Here is a 17,036-nt window from a genome sequence, read left to right on the forward strand (position 1 = left end):
GACAGCACATTTTCTTAAGACGCAGACTATGGCAGAAGAACAAAGCACAGCACCCAAAAAAGAAAAGCCACCAGCCCCAGAAGACAAACCCTTCGCGGACTTTATTCAACAGGATTATCTCCCTGCCCTACAAGCGGGACTCGAAAAACAGGGCATTAGTGACCTAAAGCTCAACTTTACCCAAGCCAAAATAGCTGTACAGGGTATGGAAAAAGAACCCCCCTGTTGGCAAGTGATCGGAACTTGGAAAAAGGGCCAGCACCAATTTAATGTTTACTTTTTTAAAGAAGACATCACTGGACAACGGGCCTTTTCCTACTCCCTGAATGGTGCTAAACCCAGTACCCTCGAACCGTTCTTGATTGATGAGCGTAAAATTAATCTGGGTCTATTGGTCTTTGGGGTTGTCACTCGTTTGAATGGACAAAAGTGGTTGACGCTCAATTAATCCATCTTTAGAGCCAAGGAGGGGAATCTTCCCCTCTAAGCATTTATTCTGGGTGAATCCCCATCGATACCCATCAAGGTGGCAGGCGATCCCCATCTAGTCATGAAATGCTGATAGACTGAGGATCGCGACAAATCCCCAAAAACCGCACGATCCCCAAATCCTAATTTTAAGAATTAACAAGACTCTAAAATATGCATTAAATTGTGTGGATTATTGGAAAATAGAAGCGATACAATTCAAAGACTACTAAACAAGGCAAGCAAGCTGAAGGAGACCGACCTATGCAGGCCACAACACTAATAGCCACTCGAAGAACGGGCGCATATGCCCTTATGGATAGCTTAAAACGGCACGGAGTCAAGCACATTTTTGGTTATCCAGGAGGAGCAATTCTACCGATTTATGATGAATTGTATCGCTGCGAAGCCAATGGAGAAATGAAACATTTCTTGGTTAGACATGAACAGGGGGCTTCCCATGCGGCGGATGCTTACTCCCGTGCCACTGGTAAAGTGGGCGTGTGTTTTGGCACGTCTGGCCCTGGTGCAACGAACTTAGTGACGGGTATCGCTACGGCTCAAATGGACTCGATTCCCATGGTCGTCATTACTGGACAGGTGACTAGGGCAGCCATTGGTACAGATGCGTTCCAAGAAACGGATATTTATGGCATCACCTTGCCTGTGGTTAAACATTCCTATGTGGTGCGTCGGGCCCAAGATATGGCTCGGATTGTGGCGGAAGCGTTCCATATTGCTAGTACCGGACGGCCGGGGCCTGTTTTGATTGATGTGCCCAAGGATGTGGGAACAGAAGAGTGTGATTATGTGCCAGTAGAGCCGGGAACGATTAAGTTACCGGGGTATCGGCCTACTATTAAGGGTAATCCTCGGCAAATTAATCAGGCGATCGCCTTAATCCAAAATGCAGAACGGCCCTTACTCTATGTGGGCGGTGGGGCGATCGCCTCTGGGGCCCATGCTGAACTGAAAAAACTGGCGGAATTGTTCCAAATTCCAGTAACCACGACGTTTATGGCTAAGGGGGCCTTTGATGAAAAACACCCCTTATCTGTAGGCATGTTGGGAATGCATGGTACAGCCTATGCTAACTTTGCGGTGAGTGAATGTGACTTATTGTTGGCTGTCGGGGCCCGCTTTGATGACCGGGTAACCGGGAAACTGGATGAGTTTGCTTCCCGTGCCCAGGTGATCCATATCGATATTGACCCGGCGGAAGTAGGTAAAAACCGCACTCCAGATGTGCCTATTGTTGGTGATGTGCGTCAAGTGTTGCTGGATCTTTTGGCTCGCTGCCATCAAATGGGTTTATCGGGTCAACCGGCTAAAACGACTTTGTGGTTAGAGCGGATTAATCGCTGGCGTACGGACTATCCTTTGGTTATTCCCCGTCCGGAAGGGCAACTCTCTCCCCAAGAGGTGATTTATGCGGTGGGTCAACAAGCTCCGGATGCGTTTTATACCACGGATGTGGGTCAACACCAGATGTGGGGAGCGCAGTTCCTGGAAAATGGCCCTCGGCAATGGGTTTCTAGTGGTGGCTTAGGAACTATGGGCTTTGGGATGCCTGCGGCTATGGGGGTTAAGGTGGCTTTACCGGATGAGCAGGTGATCTGTATTGCTGGAGATGCCAGTATCCAGATGAATATTCAGGAACTGGGAACGATCGCCCAATATGGCATTAATGTCAAAGTGGTGATTATTAATAATGGTTGGCAAGGGATGGTACGCCAGTGGCAGGAAACGTTCTATGGTGAGCGCTATTCTGCCTCGAATATGGAAATGGGAATGCCTGATTTTGTCAAACTCGCTGATGCTTATGGCATTAAAGGCATGAAAATCGATAGCCGAGATCAGCTTGAAGGGGCGATCGCCGAAATGCTTGCCTATAATGGCCCCGTCATCCTCGATGCTCATGTCACCCGCAACGAAAACTGTTATCCCATGGTGGCTCCAGGTAAGAGCAATGCCCAAATGATTGGCTTGCCTACTCTGAATAAAGAACAGCCCTTAGAGTTACTCTATTGTGCTAGTTGTGGAGCGAAGAACGTCACCAGTAACAAGTTCTGCCCTGAATGTGGCGCGAAACTCTAAAAAATCGGGAATGGGAAAGATGGGAATATTACCCTCTTCCCCATTGCCTACCCCATCTCCCCATCTGCCCTTAAGATAGAACAGATGGCTATGGCATTTGGGTTATGAAAAAAGCAATCTGCACCGCTTTCGTCCTTCTTGGTTTCAGTTTAGCGGCTCCTGTAGCCGCAGAAGATTTAGAACATCTGAGACAACTGCTCTCTTCTAAACAATGTCCGATGTGTAACCTGAGCGAGTCAGGGTTAAGTATGGCTCAGTTAGAAAATGCCGACTTAACGCAAGCGGATTTAAGTTTTGCTAATTTGGATAATGCTGATTTAAGTGGGGCGAATTTGAGCGGCGCAGATCTGACGGGAGCGCTGTTGTATAAGGCAGATTTGCGACGGGCGAATTTAGCGGGAGCCAATTTAGCGGGAGCCAATTTAATTGGGGCAGATTTATCTTATGCTGACCTGACGGGGGCGAATTTGGCTGGGGCAAATTTGAGTGGCTCGAATATGGCTAATGCTCAAATTGAAGGAGCGATTATTAATACGGCTATTCTCAATGGGGTGATTGACTTTCCGGGTGGGGTGCTGAGTCCGGAGGATTATTATCGGTTAGCGTTTGTGGATGCTCGTGCGGGAAATCATCAAGGAGCGTTGCAAAAGCATAGTTTAGCCTTACAGATCGATCCCAATTTTGCTCCCGCTTATTTGGGACGGGGGGTGAGTCGCTTGCAACTCGGAGATGGCAGTGGGGCGATCGCCGATTGGACAGTAGCCCGTACTATTTTTGAAACTCAAGGCAATGAAGAAGGCTCCCAAATCTCTCAAGAGTTTATTGAAGTGACGGAAAAGGCGATCGAAGAAAGCAAAAAAACGAGACGACGGGGAGGTGGGTTTATGGGTATTGTGAATCAACTCGCTCCGATGTTGCTGCAATTCCTCTTGTAAGGCAGAATCAAGGCTCTAGCATCTTCCTCTTCTCAGCATAATCCACAGGTAGTAAAAACTCAGTGATATTACTGAGTTCAAGGATTGAGTCTGCCCTAGGTTGTGGCTATTTCTAAGGGACAAAAACTTCCAGAACAACCTCTAGCACAGTCATAACCGTCTGTTCAGCCAGCCTAGAGCCGAGAAAACGGCCCGTCAATTCCCCAAGTATACTTCCTGAAAAATACGGATATAAGAACTTCATCATTTTTGAGTAATTCAGAAAATTTGCCCTCCAAATCTTTAAATATTTTTTAAAACTCCTGTGGATTTTAGTGGATTCTAAAAACTTTGCGTAAAATTCATGAAATTGCAAAGATTCGGTCAAGATTGGAGCTTTAACCTTGTCAGATAAAAAATAAAACGACTATGCTAATAGGTGAAATCTTAAAGCTCATGCTTTTTTAGAGTATCAACATCAGCGATCGCTCAATCGAGCAACTAAACCAGAAAAAGCAAGCATCTACTTGAGTTACGGAAGCACCCCATTATGAACAAGATCCTTAAAAACCGGAAATCCTCTTCTTCTACTAATGAAGCCTGGGACGGAGAATTTAAATCAGAGGCTCCTAAGTGGGCAGAAAGACTAATCAGAGAAGAATCGGTCGATAGTGACTGGGAATGGGGAAAAGTGATCCCCATTTTGCGGAGTAATAGATTTGAAACCTGTAATGTCAATTAGGTTAGGTAGAGTGATATTCAGAATCTTTTTTATTTCAAGATAGCACCATTTTGCGGTTAGATAACTGGGTGATGACCGACTTCAGTCGGTCATTTTTCTGGGAAAGTGTGGAGTTATCGTCATTTAGAATGAAGCGAAATACCGTTCAATCAGGATAATCGCCACGATATCATCAATGGGACGGGGGGGTTGGCGCATTCCTTGAGGAATCAGACGAGTGAATCCTTGAGGAGGATACATGAGCCAATAGCGATCGCGAGCTTCTAAAGTAGAATATCTCTCATCCACCTTAATGATTGGGACAGTATCGGCAAACTCCGGTTTCAGCTTGGCTTCCCATGCTTTCGAGGTGGTTTGATTTCCCATCACCAATACCGAAACTCCATACTGTTGGCACCATAGCTTTAAAGTGGCGATCGCCCGATCCGACGCAACCACCTCATGCTCCCATACCTGGCGATCTTCGGACATCACGGCAATACCACACTTATCCTTACCCGGATCAAAGCCTAGAATCATCAATTATTCGACTTCCTGCTTCTTCATATCCTCTCATTGTACGCTAGGGAAGAGACGAAGACTATGAGACAATCTAAAGCAAAATAGCATCAACAAAACTCACTGACTATGACAACACTCACCAACTCACTAGAATCCCCCCAAGAATGGGATCTTTCCGACCTCTATCATGGCTTAGACGACCCCAAAATCCAACAAGATCTCGATCGCCTCCAACAACAAGCAACCACCTTTCGCCAAACCTATCGCGGCCAAATTGCCCAACTCTCCCCAGAGCAAATCCTCAACTGCTTACAACAACTCGAAACCCTCTTTCAGGCTTGTGGATACCTTTGGGCCTATCCCAGCTTAGTCTTTTCCGCCGATACCCGCAACAGCGCCGCCAAACAACTCCTCGACCGGGTAATGGAAGCCGTTACCACCCTAGAAAATGATGTCCTATTTTTTGATTTAGAACTCAAACAATTACCCGAATCACAACTCAATCAACTGCAACAATCTCCCGAATTAGCATCCTATCACCATTACCTGCAACAAATTGCCAAATTTCGCCCCTACGCTCTTTCTGAAGCCGTTGAACAAACCCGAAATCAAGATAACTTAACCGGTCGTAGCGCCTTTATTCAACTCCGTTCTTTACATCTGGGCGAACAAAACTATACTCCAGTAACCACCCCAGAAGGAAAAACAGCCGAAACCGAAGCCGATCTTTCTGCCCTGCGTTTGCATCCTTCCCCAGAAATCCGTTATCAATCCTATCTCTCCTTACGGGAAGTCATGCAGGAACATAACTTGCTCTATGGCTATATTCTCAACAGTATTGCCCAAGATCATAAGCTCGAAAACAAAATGCGAGGTTATGACTCTACCCTCAGAAAACAACTCTTAGAAGATCACGTTTCTGAACCCGTCTTTCAAGCCATTATGACGGGCATGGCTGACCGCTACGATCTATTTCAACGCTATTACCATCTCAAGGCGAAAACCCTAGGGGAAACCATTCGTAGTTGTGATATTTATGCTCCTTGGACACAAGACCCTAGCCCATCTTTACCCTATAAATCAGGAGTTGAAATCCTCTTAAATGCCCTAGAGAAATTTGATATTAACTATGCTCGTCGTGCTGAAGAATTTTTCCTGAAAAACTGGGTTGATGCCAAAGTCAGACCGGGAAAACGGGGGGGTGCGTTTTGTGCTTATAGTCATGGCAAACATAGTTATTTATTGCTCTCTTATACTGAGGACTATAACTCCCTATTTACCCTAGCCCATGAAATGGGTCATGGTTTACATTTTGCCTGGATTGATGACCACCAAAGTTATTTTAACAGCAATCCGCCTATGGTGATGGCTGAAGTGGCTTCCACATTTAATGAATTGTTGTTATTAGATTTTCTGCTTGACTCTTCCGATCCCGCTTTGAAGCTCTCTATTTTAACCGGACAACTCGAAGATCAATTAAGCTTACTGTTTCGTCAGAGTACCATTAGTCGGCTAGAATTGCTGATCCATGAGCGAGCCACAGAAGGCAGTTTTGACCACCATTTTGTGAATCAAAAGTGGATGGAGTTATATGAACAGCTTTGTGGAGATTCCGTTACTTTATTGCCTGAACACCAATATGATTGGGCGAGAGTTGGTCATATTTTCTTTAAGCCTTTCTATTGCTATCAATATACCGCTTCCCATATTGTCAGCTTGGCCTGTTATCAACAGTATCGACAAGTAGGTAAGGAGTTTGTGCCCGGATATTTAGACTTATTATCCACAGGGGGAAGTGTAGATCAGGTTGAGGCTCTTAAGCAGTATGTGGGGATTGATTTGACGGATTCAGCGACCATTTATCATGCTCTGGAGTATGTTCAAGGCTTAATCGATCAGTTGGAAGAAACGTTAAAAGCTAGTTTTTGATATCAAGTCCGTTGGATATAGTATGTCATTGCGAGTGGAACGAAAGCAATCTCAGCAATATCGGGAGATGTGGAGATTGCTTCCCGGAGGTCGCAATGACAACTGTTTAATCGGACTTGATATGAGTTAAATGTAGGGGCAGGTTTATCCATATCTCTCGCTTCCCACCGATAACCTTGGTGAACCTGCCCTCAAACGTTCGCGGGAGTGGGAGCGGGTGGGATTACCGATGGGTGGGGCGGGTTCAGAAAATTGATCGTTTTGTGTCCTAATTTTTGGTTAAACCCGCCCCTACGAAATGGATGAATAATGATCAATCTTGGGGGCAAAGAAACCGGGTTTCTGCCAAAGTTGAGTAGACGAACGAGAAAATAAACAAGAAACCCGATTTCTGGGTTAAGAATGGAGGGATAAATTGTTAATTGTTCATTGTTAATTGTTCATTGATTACAGGTTACAATCTACAAGTCTCGACGCGAGAGAAGAGACCCCCGGCAACATCCACCACCCACCCATACTACCAACCCACAACCAAACACACACGGTAGGTGACCGTTTATACTAAGAGAAAAATCGAGGTCTTCGTAGTTCATCATCCGCTTCCTTCCACTGTTGCTGCTGCAACAGGTGCTGCAAGTAGCGATAATCAACCTCTTTATCCGACCTGTGTCTGAAGGTGGGGCCAGCTAGGGATGGCGATCGCAGGGTAGAATAGAGAGCGGACTTCAACCGAACTTTTAAAATCTCCAATAGTATTAACGGTTTTCAAATGGTCTTTACTGTACATTCTATAGATAATCGTGGTTGACCAACCCCCCAATTCAGTTGAGGTAAAGAATGTGGATGAACTAAGAGCAGCCCTAGAACTAGCCACAGAAGAAGAGTTACAACAGTTAACCCATCTCCTATTTCAGCGCAAACTAAACCCCCTAGATTATGTTTATACCCCCGATCCGATCGCCGTTCAAAGTCAAAATCGCCAACAGTGGATTGATGCCATAGAAGAGCGCTTCCAATTCTTGGCGGCTGATGGCTTCACGGTTTTACGCGGACAAACTCAGAATATTACCTATCGTCAAGTCCTCATTCAAGTCTGTCAATACCTGAAACTTGCCTATTGCGAAGCCCTCTCCACCACAGAACTCGAAGCGGAAGTCTTTTTACACCTGATTCGTCGCTCCTGGAAAAAGCTACCAGCCGAGCAAAAACGGGGCTTAAAAGAGCGTATCCGTAAAGCGCTTGTACAATCAAATTTTGCCGAACCCCTGCCTTTATCGGCTCAGAAAGACCCGATCGCCGTATTTTTAAAAGGGGGATGCGCCTTTGCCGTTAATTCCGTCATCCGCCCCGTGGTCGTGCAGAAACTCGCCCAACAATTTGCCCTCCACTTTGCCGCCTATCAAGCCGCCAAACAAGCCCTAGTTCGCGGTGGGGCGATCGCCGCCACCAAGCTCCAATCCCAAATTGTCCTGCAAAAAGCCACCCTGGGCATGGCTGGCAATGCCGCTCGCTATGGGGCAGCCAGAACCCTATTTGCCGTCCTCGGCCCCGCCCTGTGGGCCTGGTTTTTCGCCGATCTCGGTTGGCGGGCGATCGCCACCAACTACACCCGCATCATCCCCACAATCTTTGCCCTCGCCCAAATTCGGCTCACCCGTTCCACCGCTTGGGAAATGGCATGACCCCAGCATCGGCTCAAAGACCCTGGTTCTGTCTCCAAGGTTGGTTAGCCACCTTTGTCTTTAGCCCCTTCATCGGCGCATTATGGGGGCTGGTTTTCCTCTTCGATGTGGCACGAAACCGAGGAGACCAAGCCCTCCGTCGTCCCTTCACCCAAGGGCTGATCTTTTTCGCGCTCGGCCTCATCTTCACCTGTTTAATGGCAGAATTTCCCGGAGAAGCAGCCCTCGGTTTAGCCCATTTTCTGCCCTTTATCCTCATATTGGTCTTTCTCGGAGAAATCATCAACACCCCCGGTCATCTACGCCGCATGGCTTCCTGGGTGGTCTTCTCTTCCCTCCCCGTCGCCATCATCGGCTTAGGACAACAGTTTTGGGCATGGTCAGGGCCGATCCGATGGCTAGGTATCGTCATTGACTGGCCCTTAACCGCAGGAGGGATGCCCCCCGGCCGTATCTCTTCCGTCTTTAGCTATGCCAATGACTTAGCTGCTTATTTGGTAGTGGTTTGGATACTTGCATTAGGATTATTACTCGAAAAACGCCCCAAAAAACGCTGGTTTTGGATCGGGTTAGGAGTGACTACAGTTTTAGATGGCATCACCCTATTTTTAACCCATTCTCGCAATGCCTGGGCGATCGCCACCTTAGCCATTTTAGCCTACGCCCTCTATTGGGGATGGGGCAAACTCGTAGCCGCAGTTATAGCCCTCTGTGGACTCATTCTCTGGTCAGCCTTTGGCATCGATCCCTCCCGACAATGGGCGCGGATCGTCGTCCCTCCCTACATTTGGGCTAGACTCAGCGATGAAATGTTTCCCGACCGCCCCATTGCCCAACTGCGATCGACCCAATGGCAATTTGCCCTAAATCTCACCCATCAACGGCCCTTTCTCGGTTGGGGACTGCGGAGTTTTTCCCCCCTCTACGAAACCCAGATGAACTATTGGATTGGCCATCCCCACAATTTACCCTTAATGCTGTTAGCCGAAATCGGTATTCCCTTAACCATTTGGCTCTTCTGTTTAGTCGGTTGGATCTTAGCCAAAGCCGCCCTTCTCCTCTCCCGTTTACCCCGTCAAACTGAAGGCGCAATCTTGTTTACTTATTTACTTGCCTTTGCCGGAATCACTCTCTTTCACCTCTTAGATATTCCCCTCTTTGACTCTCGGATCAATTTCCTCGGTTGGTGGCTTTTAGGGTCAATTTTAGGATTAGTTTATAGGGATTAACACTTACTTAACTAGACTGACCAATCCTCAAGGGCTAAACCAGGGATACGCTCAAAATCTTTTCGATTCCGCGTGATTAGTCTTGCTCTTTGGCTTAAGGCGATCGCTGCAATTTTCAAATCTTGTGTACCAACCCGAATTTTCTGAGCCAGTAGCGATTGAAAACAATCTTCTGCTTGAGCATCATAATCCAAGACTCTAAAATTTTGTAAAAAATCAATAGTTTTATTGAACCAGTAATAAGAATAAATGCGTTCTTGAGGCTGATTGGCTTTACGAATTTGTGCCAAACGACCTCGAATTAATTCTTCAACACTAATCACCGTGATAGCAATTTGCTCAGGTCGAATCACCAGGAGTTGATATCCTAAAGCTTGATGACCTCGTTGATAGAGACTTAAGTGATCGCTGTCCAAAATGTATAATGTCATTGAAGTTATGAGATGGCTCGATCCAATCCAGTTTCTCGATCGATCTCGTCTCTATAGGCTTGAATTTCAGCTTGTAGATCGTCAAAGGTAGGATCGTCTTTAAACCAACCAAATTTGTCTATACAAGGATTGCCGGTCTGGGTTGCTAGTGGAAGATCAACTTGAATGACTTCAACTTTATTCGTTAGATAGTCCAGCAGTTGGGATTTAAGCCGATCGATCGCGGCATCACGGCTATTTTCGACAACCATGACTTCAGGCCATTCTTTGGCACGAGCAATATACTTATCATCTTCTCGACTGAGAATTACGTCATACATCATTCGCGTATCTCCTGCTCATCATTAGATGTAATATAGCGCTAGGTGCTGGTAATGGGTAATGGGTAATCCGTAAATTAACATGACTTTTTTTCATAAAGATAAAGACTTAGCCCATCTGGGATATCAGATCCTGGATAATACTTGGACAGCCTTTCCGCAATTGAGCCAAGATCAAGTCGCTCTGACTTGGGTGGTGTACGATCCTCCCATTTGGGTGAATACCGGGGGAGCGCTATCGGCACAAGAGTTTTGGAAACATCCGGTGAGGGGGTTTGAATATCGGGGAAAACAGGCGATCGCCTCCGCGCATATCGTCACCCTGTTCTATTTAGTTGCTATCTATGAGTGGTTAGAAACCGGGATGGCGGTTTCTAGTCCAGAATTAGAACGGGCAATTCGGGATATGATCCGCGATCGCAACCCCGATGCTACCAGTTTAGTTCTCGATGTCTTAACCGGAACCACCAGCGGCCCGGAGTTTTCCGGAGGCCCCTTTGAAACCTGGAAGTCCCAGCGCAATATTGTTAACCGCTATTTTCAAGCCTTGGGATGGCCAGAATTAGAAGCCATTAATGTCAACCAAAAAAACTGGCATCATGGTGCTTATGGCCGCGATCGCCTCTTTTTAGGCCCGCAAATGGAAAACCAAAATCGTCTCACCACCAACGCCACCGCTCGCCTATTGCACAGTATCATTGGTGGCGTAGCCGTCTCCTCTAAAGCCTCTCAAGAAATGATGGCCCTGATGCGTCGGGAAATTGACCCCAACCAAGACTCAATTCTCGGTTTTCTCGGTCAAGGGTTACCCCCAACGGCTGCCCTGTGGTCAAAATCAGGATTGATGGGAACCTTGCGCCATGAAAGCGCCTATATTGAAATGGGCGATCGCCAGCCCTATTTACTGGTCATTTTTACCGAACAAAGTGAAAATCCCCATCTCCTTCCCTTTATTTCCCAGCAAGTAGTAGCCGCCATGGGCAATCTAGCTTAAGATATCCCTGGAGCGACTATCCCGTTCATCGAGGAGTGAGATCAATTAAAAATTAAAAATTAAAAATTAAAAATGGGTAGGCGTTGGGGATAATGACCTCTAGCGACGCTAATACAGGATATACAGGGCCGCCCTGACCTTTTTCACCCCCATTCAATCGTAGTCAACATTTAAGGATTTGATATGACATTGATCATCACGGTTTTAAGGCGTATTAATTTATATTTATTCCTAAACTTGGCGGCCATTGTAGCGATCGCCCCCCAATCCGCATCCGCCCAAACTTCAGGGTATGCCCCCCTAGAAGCCCCCTATCTGGCTCCAGAGATTCCCGTAACCCCCACTGCCATCAGTCCAGAAGCCTTTGAAGCTACCCTCGACACAGTACGCACCCAAACCCTCCCCAGCGCTCCTGTAACAGCTCCCCAGCAAATAAAAGCCACCTCTGACTACGAAATACCCGGACAAGGGAGCGCCAACGCCCAAGAACTCGGAGAAACGCCCGTTTCTGGAGCATTCGCCCAAGCTCCAGAAGGTCAGAATAGCTACTCAGTGGAACGGCGACGTTATGAAAGGAGCCAATACTACAACGGCTTTAGCTATATCGGTTTAGGCGCAACCATTGGCTTGCATGGTGAATCTTCTATGGGTAATGTTGGAGGTACAATTTTAAGCCGCGTTGCCTTTACCGAAAACTTCTCCTTCCGTCCCTCGGTCATTATTGGCGATGGTACGAGCATTACCATCCCCTTTACCTATGATATTCCCTTCAGCCGCGAACCCTACGGCCCGCCAGTAACTCTGTTTCTTGGTGGTGGATTTGGCTTAGACCTGAAAAATGGCACGCATGGGCCGTTAATCACCACAGGGATTGATATTCCGTTTAGTAAAAATTTCACCTTTAATGCCACGTTAAACACAGGCTTTTGGGATGTGCGGGCGTTGGATTGGGGCTTAACTTTGGGAGTTGGGTATAATTTTCCGGGTTTGTTCGATCGCTAATCTCAAGTCCGGTTAATGGAAAAAGAAGCGGGCAAGATGCAAGTCCGGTTAATGGGATCAACAGAAGCGGGCAAGATGCCCGCACTGCTGGAGTGGGAGCGTCTCGCTCCCTACCTAAATTTTTAATGAGCGTTGCGCTCCCTAGAAATCTAAATGAGCGTTGCGCTCCCTAGATTTCTAAATGAGCGTCGCGCTCCCTAGATTTCTAATGATGGTGTTTAACCTTTGTTAGCAATGTAGGCTTCTAAGACCTCCGTGGCTAATTGGGTCATGGACTTACCTTCCTGAGCGGCTAAGTCTTTAAACTGCTGATACACCGTATCGCGTACTCCAATCCGGTATCGGGCTTTACCCGATTCTTTGCCCGCAGCAACTAAGCCTGAGCCAGGAATATAACTCTCAGAAAAGGCTCTGAGCGCGTCAAAACCGACTCGATGACAAAAATCTCCAAAACTCTCAACTTTGCCGTTATTGAGGCGATCTTGCTTGAAATAGACGAATAATGGCTCTAGGGTGGACTCGATATCCTCATCCTTGACTTTATCTAGGAAGGGTTCGGAGAGCCGGTTTTGATTGGGGTCTGCTCCCAGCCAGACCTGGTATGCTCCAGGGGTTTGACCGACGAATCCTAATTCGGCAATATAGGGCCGAGCGCAACCGTTGGGACATCCGGTCATGCGGACGACAAAGTGTTCTTTGGGTAGTCCAACTCTCTTGAGTAAGGTGCGGATGCGAGCGAGAATGCCGGGTAGGGCCCGTTCTGATTCGGTTACAGCTAGGCCACATAAGGGGAGTGCTGGACAGGCCATGGAATAGCGGACTAGGGGATCGAGCCGTTCGGCATTAGTTTCGACTCCGTGTTTTTTGAAGATGTCGGTAATGGCCCCTCGATCTTTGGGATCGATTTCATAGATAATCAGATTATGATTGGGGGTGAGGCGTATGGGTAACTGAAACTGGGTGATGATTTCCCGCAGAGCGCTCTTGAGCTGGAATTTACCCTCATCTTTGACGCGACCATTTTCAATGGATAAGCCAAAGAATTTTTTACCATCGCCTTGATCGTGCCAACCTAGATAATCTTGATATTGAAATTCCGGTAGGGGTTTGAAGGGGGAGATGGGTTTACCGAAATAGTGTTCGACCTGAGCGCGGAATTTCTCCACACCCCAATCATGGAGCAGATATTTCATTCTGGCATGACGGCGGTTGTGGCGATCGCCATAATCTCGCTGAGTCGCCACAATGGCCTTGACCAGATCGTACACATCTTCCTTCTCCACATAGCCAATGCGATCGGCCGCCCTTGCAAAAGTTTCCTCCTTATTATGGGTGCGACCTAAGCCACCTCCAGCATAAACATTAAACCCTTCCAACTCTCCCGAATCATTCGTCATCACCACCAAGCTAATATCTTGAGTCAAAATATCAACCGAATTATCCCCCGGCACAGTCAAACAAATCTTGAATTTACGGGGCATATAATGCGTACCATAAATCGGCTCTTCTTTATCTGTGAAATTCGTGCCATTGATATTTTGATTACGGGCCGCCTTCACTTCTGGTGCTTCTTCCGCACTAATCACCTTTTCCCCATCCAGCCAAATCTCGTAATAGGCTCCCGTTTGTGGGGTGAGCAAATCGGCAATCCGATTCGCATATTCCCAAGCATATTGATATTCTGGCTTGGTTTTATAAGGAGCAGCCGGAGCCATGACATTCCGATTTAAATCTCCACAAGCGCCTAGGGTAGACCCCATATTTTTAACGATCGTAGAAATCACCGTTTTTAGATTTTTCTTCAGAATTCCATGAATCTGAAACCCTTGGCGAGTCGTCGTTCTTAGGGTATGATTTCCATAGGTTTCCGATAAATTATCCAGCGCCAAATAGAGTTCTGGCGGAATAAAGCCCCCCGGACTCCGAGTCCTGAGCATCATTTGATAATCTTTTTCTTCTCCTTTTTTGCGATTATCTCGATTATCTTGTTGATAGGAGCCATGAAACTTGAGAATTTGAATCGCATCGCCAGAAAAATGGGTCGTATCTTCCAATAATTCAGAAGCAACCGGTTCTCGGAGAAAATCGCTATTTTCTTTGAGAACTTCTACCTTAGACGGCTTAGATGTGGTAGCGGGAGAATTCAACGATGAAACCATAGAACAAATGAGTGATTTTTTGCTACAATACCGAAGGATCTAACCCCACAGGGATTAGAAAACAAACCGAACGGTGTCATTCACTCCAAATTTACTTAACTTGGGTGATAATGACTAAACATCCAGTGAGATGATAATTGGGGTTTCTTTTCATTTTATCGGAAGTGGGGCCTCAAATTCAGAGAAGATTAGATTTTCTTAAACTCACCTTTATAATGGGGATGGAGGAAAAAGAGCAGCTTCAAGTGCTGTCCTTTCAATTAATCACTTAAATCGAGGGACTAAAATGCCTGATTCTCTAATGTATCAGTCCGATGGGTTTGTAGTTTTAGAACCGAATCAACCAGAGCAATTTCTGACGGAAGCTGAATTACTTGATAAGCTTAAGGCCCGTTTGAGTGAGAGCCAAGAGGAACTCCCCAGAGATTTACAAAAGTTTACTACTTTAGAAGACCAGGCCAAGTATTTGATGGAAACCTCTTGCGAACTCGATCTTGGCCCGGGAACCTTCTTACAGTGGTATGTGGTGCGCTTAGAAAAATCCTAGGGAGGGTTTAACTGACGGGAGCGGGTTCACAGACGGCAATTAAGAATACATCAAAACAATCTTCTTCGCCGTCTTGGGGGGCAACTTCGACCCGCAAACCAGGGCCAAAAAAGCGTTCAATTTTCTCTCGTTTCTCTTGCCAACCCTCTAAGGAGACAAAAGGCGACTCAAACTCTAAAACCAAAGCATAACAGCCATCAACAGCGACTTCTCGAAGGCCAATTAAGAGGGGTCGTTCTTCGTCAGTGGGACTTAAGCCTAAACTTTTGAGAGACTCGTCTAAATGGGCTTCTTGGCCATAGCGATAGCGGGTCACATCTTTCCAGACTTGCAATTGAGTATCAGTTCCCTGTTGGTCACGTAGGGCTAAAACCTCAGCAGAAGGTTCTTGAGTAACCGGGATGGGTTTTAATTCTGAGGCTTTTAGGGCTAGTCCTCCGAGTAAGAGGGGAATACCATAAAAAAATCCGGCTAAGTTGAGGGTAGGATGATTCGTAAAATAGGCAACAAAGCCTCCGATGGTTAAGAGACCACCCACATATAAACCCACAGTGCCCAAGGAAATTTTGCGTAACATAATCGTCTTATTTAAGGAATCAATGACTACTTTATCGTTTCTGGAGAGCTACGACCAAACACCAGAGACGATCCACAACTATTATTATTGAGATAGTGTCGCAACGTTTTAGGGAGATTTTCTAATGGTCACCAATAAGGACTTTAGTTCGTCCAAAACTCGTCAGTTACTCGATCAAATCAACTCCCTCAAGCGTGAAGATGAAACGCTCTATAATATTTTAGCGGTGGATGTGTGGGCGTTGGCGAAAACGATGGATGAGTTTCAGCCGGGGTTTTGGACGGCGTTTATGAAAAATCGGGAAAAGGCTCTGAAGCGGTTTATGAGTGAGGCGGCTAGAAATAAACAGGCTGATGGGAATACTCATCCATTTTTGCGCTAGAGCCGATAGTGATAATAGACATCTCTGGCGGCGCGGTGTAGGAGGGAGTGACGATAGACTAAGGCGGACATATCTTTGGCGTATCCGCCGCCAATGACGCAAGCGACGGGGTATCCGGCGGCTAAACAGGTGCTGAGGACTTGCATGTCTCGGCGAAAGAGTCCGGTGTCGGTGAGGGCGAGTTTGCCGAGGGCATCATGGATATGGGGGTCAACACCGGCATCGTAGAGAATGAGGTCGGGTTTGAGTTGGCTGAGGAGGTCGGGGAGATAGGTGGCAAGGGTTTGTAGGTAGGGTTCGTCTTCCATGCCGAGGGGTAGGGGGATGTCGAGGTCGCTGGGGGGTTTGTGGCTGGGAAAGTTGATGTCGCAGTGCATGGAGAAGGTGAATACGCTGGGGTCGTCTCGAAATATCCAGGCGGTTCCGTCGCCTTGGTGTACGTCTAGGTCTACGATGAGGATTTTTTGGGCTAGGTTTAAGTGTTGGAGGACGCGGGCGGCGATCGCCAAATCGTTGAAGATACAGAAGCCGGTTCCGCGATCGGGGAAAGCGTGATGGGTTCCTCCGGCAGTATTACAGGCGAGGCCATGTTTAAGGGCGAGTTGACTGGTGAGAATGAAGCCACCAACGGCTCGACAGGTGCGCTGGGCTAGGGCCGGACTCCAGGGTAAACCGATGCGTCGCTGGGCCTTGGGGTCTAGGGTTCCTTGGCAGTAGGCTTGGATGTAGTCGGGGGTATGGACGAGTTGCAGCCATTCTACGGGGGGTAGTTCGGGGCTATGGACTTGGGAGGGGGTGATGATGCGATCGCTCAGAAGTAACTCATAGAGCAGCTTAAATTTGGCCATGGGAAACCGATGACCTGGGGGCAGAGGTGCTACATAATCGGGGTGATAAACGATGGGAACAGATGTAGTCAAGGTAAGAAGACAAAATGAAAAAATTAAACTAAAGCACTTTATCTTGTATTGTTGAGTATACCTTGAGATTGTGACGGCTCATGGTTTATTTGTAGTCTTAAATACTAAATCCTGGTTCCAGGTTCGCTAAGGTCTTGAAATA

General features: G+C 46.9%; 17 protein-coding genes. 10 read left to right on the forward strand and 7 right to left on the reverse strand.

Annotation, left to right across the window (positions count from 1 at the left end):
• Positions 1–28: 28 nt before the first annotated feature.
• From PMG71_RS20745 to PMG71_RS20755, 3 genes are all read left to right on the forward strand, one after another.
• On the forward strand, positions 29–448 hold the full coding sequence (locus tag PMG71_RS20745) for a DUF2996 domain-containing protein (RefSeq protein WP_283755637.1): 420 nt from the start codon (positions 29–31) through the stop codon (positions 446–448).
• 284 nt (positions 449–732) lie between these two features.
• The gene (ilvB, locus tag PMG71_RS20750; RefSeq protein ID WP_283755638.1) at positions 733–2,565 is read left to right on the forward strand and encodes a biosynthetic-type acetolactate synthase large subunit; all 1,833 of its coding nucleotides are present in this window, start codon (positions 733–735) and stop codon (positions 2,563–2,565) included.
• A gap of 104 nt (positions 2,566–2,669) precedes the next feature.
• Entirely contained in the window at positions 2,670–3,500 is an 831-nt protein-coding gene (locus PMG71_RS20755; RefSeq protein WP_283755639.1) for a pentapeptide repeat-containing protein, read from the forward strand.
• A gap of 844 nt (positions 3,501–4,344) precedes the next feature.
• On the opposite strand, the gene PMG71_RS20760 is transcribed toward PMG71_RS20755, so the two are convergent.
• A complete protein-coding gene (locus PMG71_RS20760; RefSeq protein ID WP_283755640.1) occupies positions 4,345–4,740 on the reverse strand; it encodes a pre-16S rRNA-processing nuclease YqgF in 396 nt (131 codons plus the stop codon).
• A gap of 108 nt (positions 4,741–4,848) precedes the next feature.
• Between PMG71_RS20760 and PMG71_RS20765 the strand changes: the two genes are divergently transcribed.
• Positions 4,849–6,651 carry a M3 family oligoendopeptidase gene (locus PMG71_RS20765; RefSeq protein WP_283755641.1) on the forward strand — a complete coding sequence of 601 codons (1,803 nt, stop codon included), beginning with the start codon at positions 4,849–4,851 and terminating at the stop codon, positions 6,649–6,651.
• Between the two features lie 561 nt (positions 6,652–7,212).
• Here the strand turns inward: PMG71_RS20765 and PMG71_RS20770 are convergent.
• A complete protein-coding gene (locus tag PMG71_RS20770) occupies positions 7,213–7,380 on the reverse strand; it encodes a hypothetical protein (protein ID WP_283755642.1) in 168 nt (55 codons plus the stop codon).
• Positions 7,381–7,490: 110 nt separating this feature from the next.
• Between PMG71_RS20770 and PMG71_RS20775 the strand changes: the two genes are divergently transcribed.
• A complete protein-coding gene (locus PMG71_RS20775) occupies positions 7,491–8,333 on the forward strand; it encodes a YaaW family protein (RefSeq protein WP_283755643.1) in 843 nt (280 codons plus the stop codon).
• Positions 8,330–9,562 carry an O-antigen ligase family protein gene (locus PMG71_RS20780; protein ID WP_283755644.1) on the forward strand — a complete coding sequence of 411 codons (1,233 nt, stop codon included), beginning with the start codon at positions 8,330–8,332 and terminating at the stop codon, positions 9,560–9,562. Before PMG71_RS20775 ends, PMG71_RS20780 begins: the two co-directional genes overlap by 4 nt.
• Positions 9,563–9,573: 11 nt before the next feature.
• Here PMG71_RS20780 and PMG71_RS20785 read toward each other — a convergent pair whose 3' ends face one another.
• Together PMG71_RS20785 and PMG71_RS20790 are read right to left on the reverse strand one after the other, a co-directional pair.
• Positions 9,574–9,993, reverse strand: coding sequence for a type II toxin-antitoxin system VapC family toxin (locus PMG71_RS20785; RefSeq protein WP_283755645.1), 420 nt, complete (start codon positions 9,991–9,993; stop codon positions 9,574–9,576).
• Positions 9,994–9,998: 5 nt separating this feature from the next.
• A complete protein-coding gene (locus tag PMG71_RS20790; RefSeq protein WP_283755646.1) occupies positions 9,999–10,316 on the reverse strand; it encodes a hypothetical protein in 318 nt (105 codons plus the stop codon).
• A 79-nt stretch (positions 10,317–10,395) separates the two neighbouring features.
• Between PMG71_RS20790 and PMG71_RS20795 the strand changes: the two genes are divergently transcribed.
• Positions 10,396–11,307: a serine hydrolase gene (locus tag PMG71_RS20795; RefSeq protein ID WP_283755647.1), complete on the forward strand. Its 912-nt coding sequence runs from the start codon at positions 10,396–10,398 to the stop codon at positions 11,305–11,307.
• A gap of 183 nt (positions 11,308–11,490) precedes the next feature.
• The gene (locus PMG71_RS20800; protein WP_283755648.1) at positions 11,491–12,309 is read left to right on the forward strand and encodes a hypothetical protein; all 819 of its coding nucleotides are present in this window, start codon (positions 11,491–11,493) and stop codon (positions 12,307–12,309) included.
• 218 nt (positions 12,310–12,527) lie between these two features.
• On the opposite strand, the gene sir is transcribed toward PMG71_RS20800, so the two are convergent.
• Positions 12,528–14,468, reverse strand: coding sequence for a sulfite reductase, ferredoxin dependent (gene sir, locus PMG71_RS20805; protein ID WP_283755649.1), 1,941 nt, complete (start codon positions 14,466–14,468; stop codon positions 12,528–12,530).
• Positions 14,469–14,754: 286 nt separating this feature from the next.
• On the opposite strand from sir, the gene PMG71_RS20810 reads away from it, so the two are divergent.
• Positions 14,755–15,015: a CRR7 family NDH-1 assembly protein gene (locus tag PMG71_RS20810; protein ID WP_283755650.1), complete on the forward strand. Its 261-nt coding sequence runs from the start codon at positions 14,755–14,757 to the stop codon at positions 15,013–15,015.
• A 7-nt stretch (positions 15,016–15,022) separates the two neighbouring features.
• Here the strand turns inward: PMG71_RS20810 and PMG71_RS20815 are convergent, their stop codons facing one another.
• Positions 15,023–15,592: a DUF2854 domain-containing protein gene (locus PMG71_RS20815; protein WP_283755651.1), complete on the reverse strand. Its 570-nt coding sequence runs from the start codon at positions 15,590–15,592 to the stop codon at positions 15,023–15,025.
• A gap of 124 nt (positions 15,593–15,716) precedes the next feature.
• Between PMG71_RS20815 and PMG71_RS20820 the strand changes: the two genes are divergently transcribed.
• Positions 15,717–15,974: a hypothetical protein gene (locus PMG71_RS20820; protein WP_283755652.1), complete on the forward strand. Its 258-nt coding sequence runs from the start codon at positions 15,717–15,719 to the stop codon at positions 15,972–15,974.
• Here PMG71_RS20820 and PMG71_RS20825 read toward each other — a convergent pair.
• On the reverse strand, positions 15,971–16,894 hold the full coding sequence (locus PMG71_RS20825; RefSeq protein WP_283755653.1) for a histone deacetylase family protein: 924 nt from the start codon (positions 16,892–16,894) through the stop codon (positions 15,971–15,973). The genes PMG71_RS20820 and PMG71_RS20825 overlap by 4 nt on opposite strands.
• Positions 16,895–17,036: the final 142 nt, after the last annotated feature.

It is taken from the genome of Roseofilum acuticapitatum BLCC-M154, from assembly GCF_030068475.1.
Classification (GTDB): Bacteria; Cyanobacteriota; Cyanobacteriia; order Cyanobacteriales; family Desertifilaceae; genus Roseofilum; species Roseofilum acuticapitatum.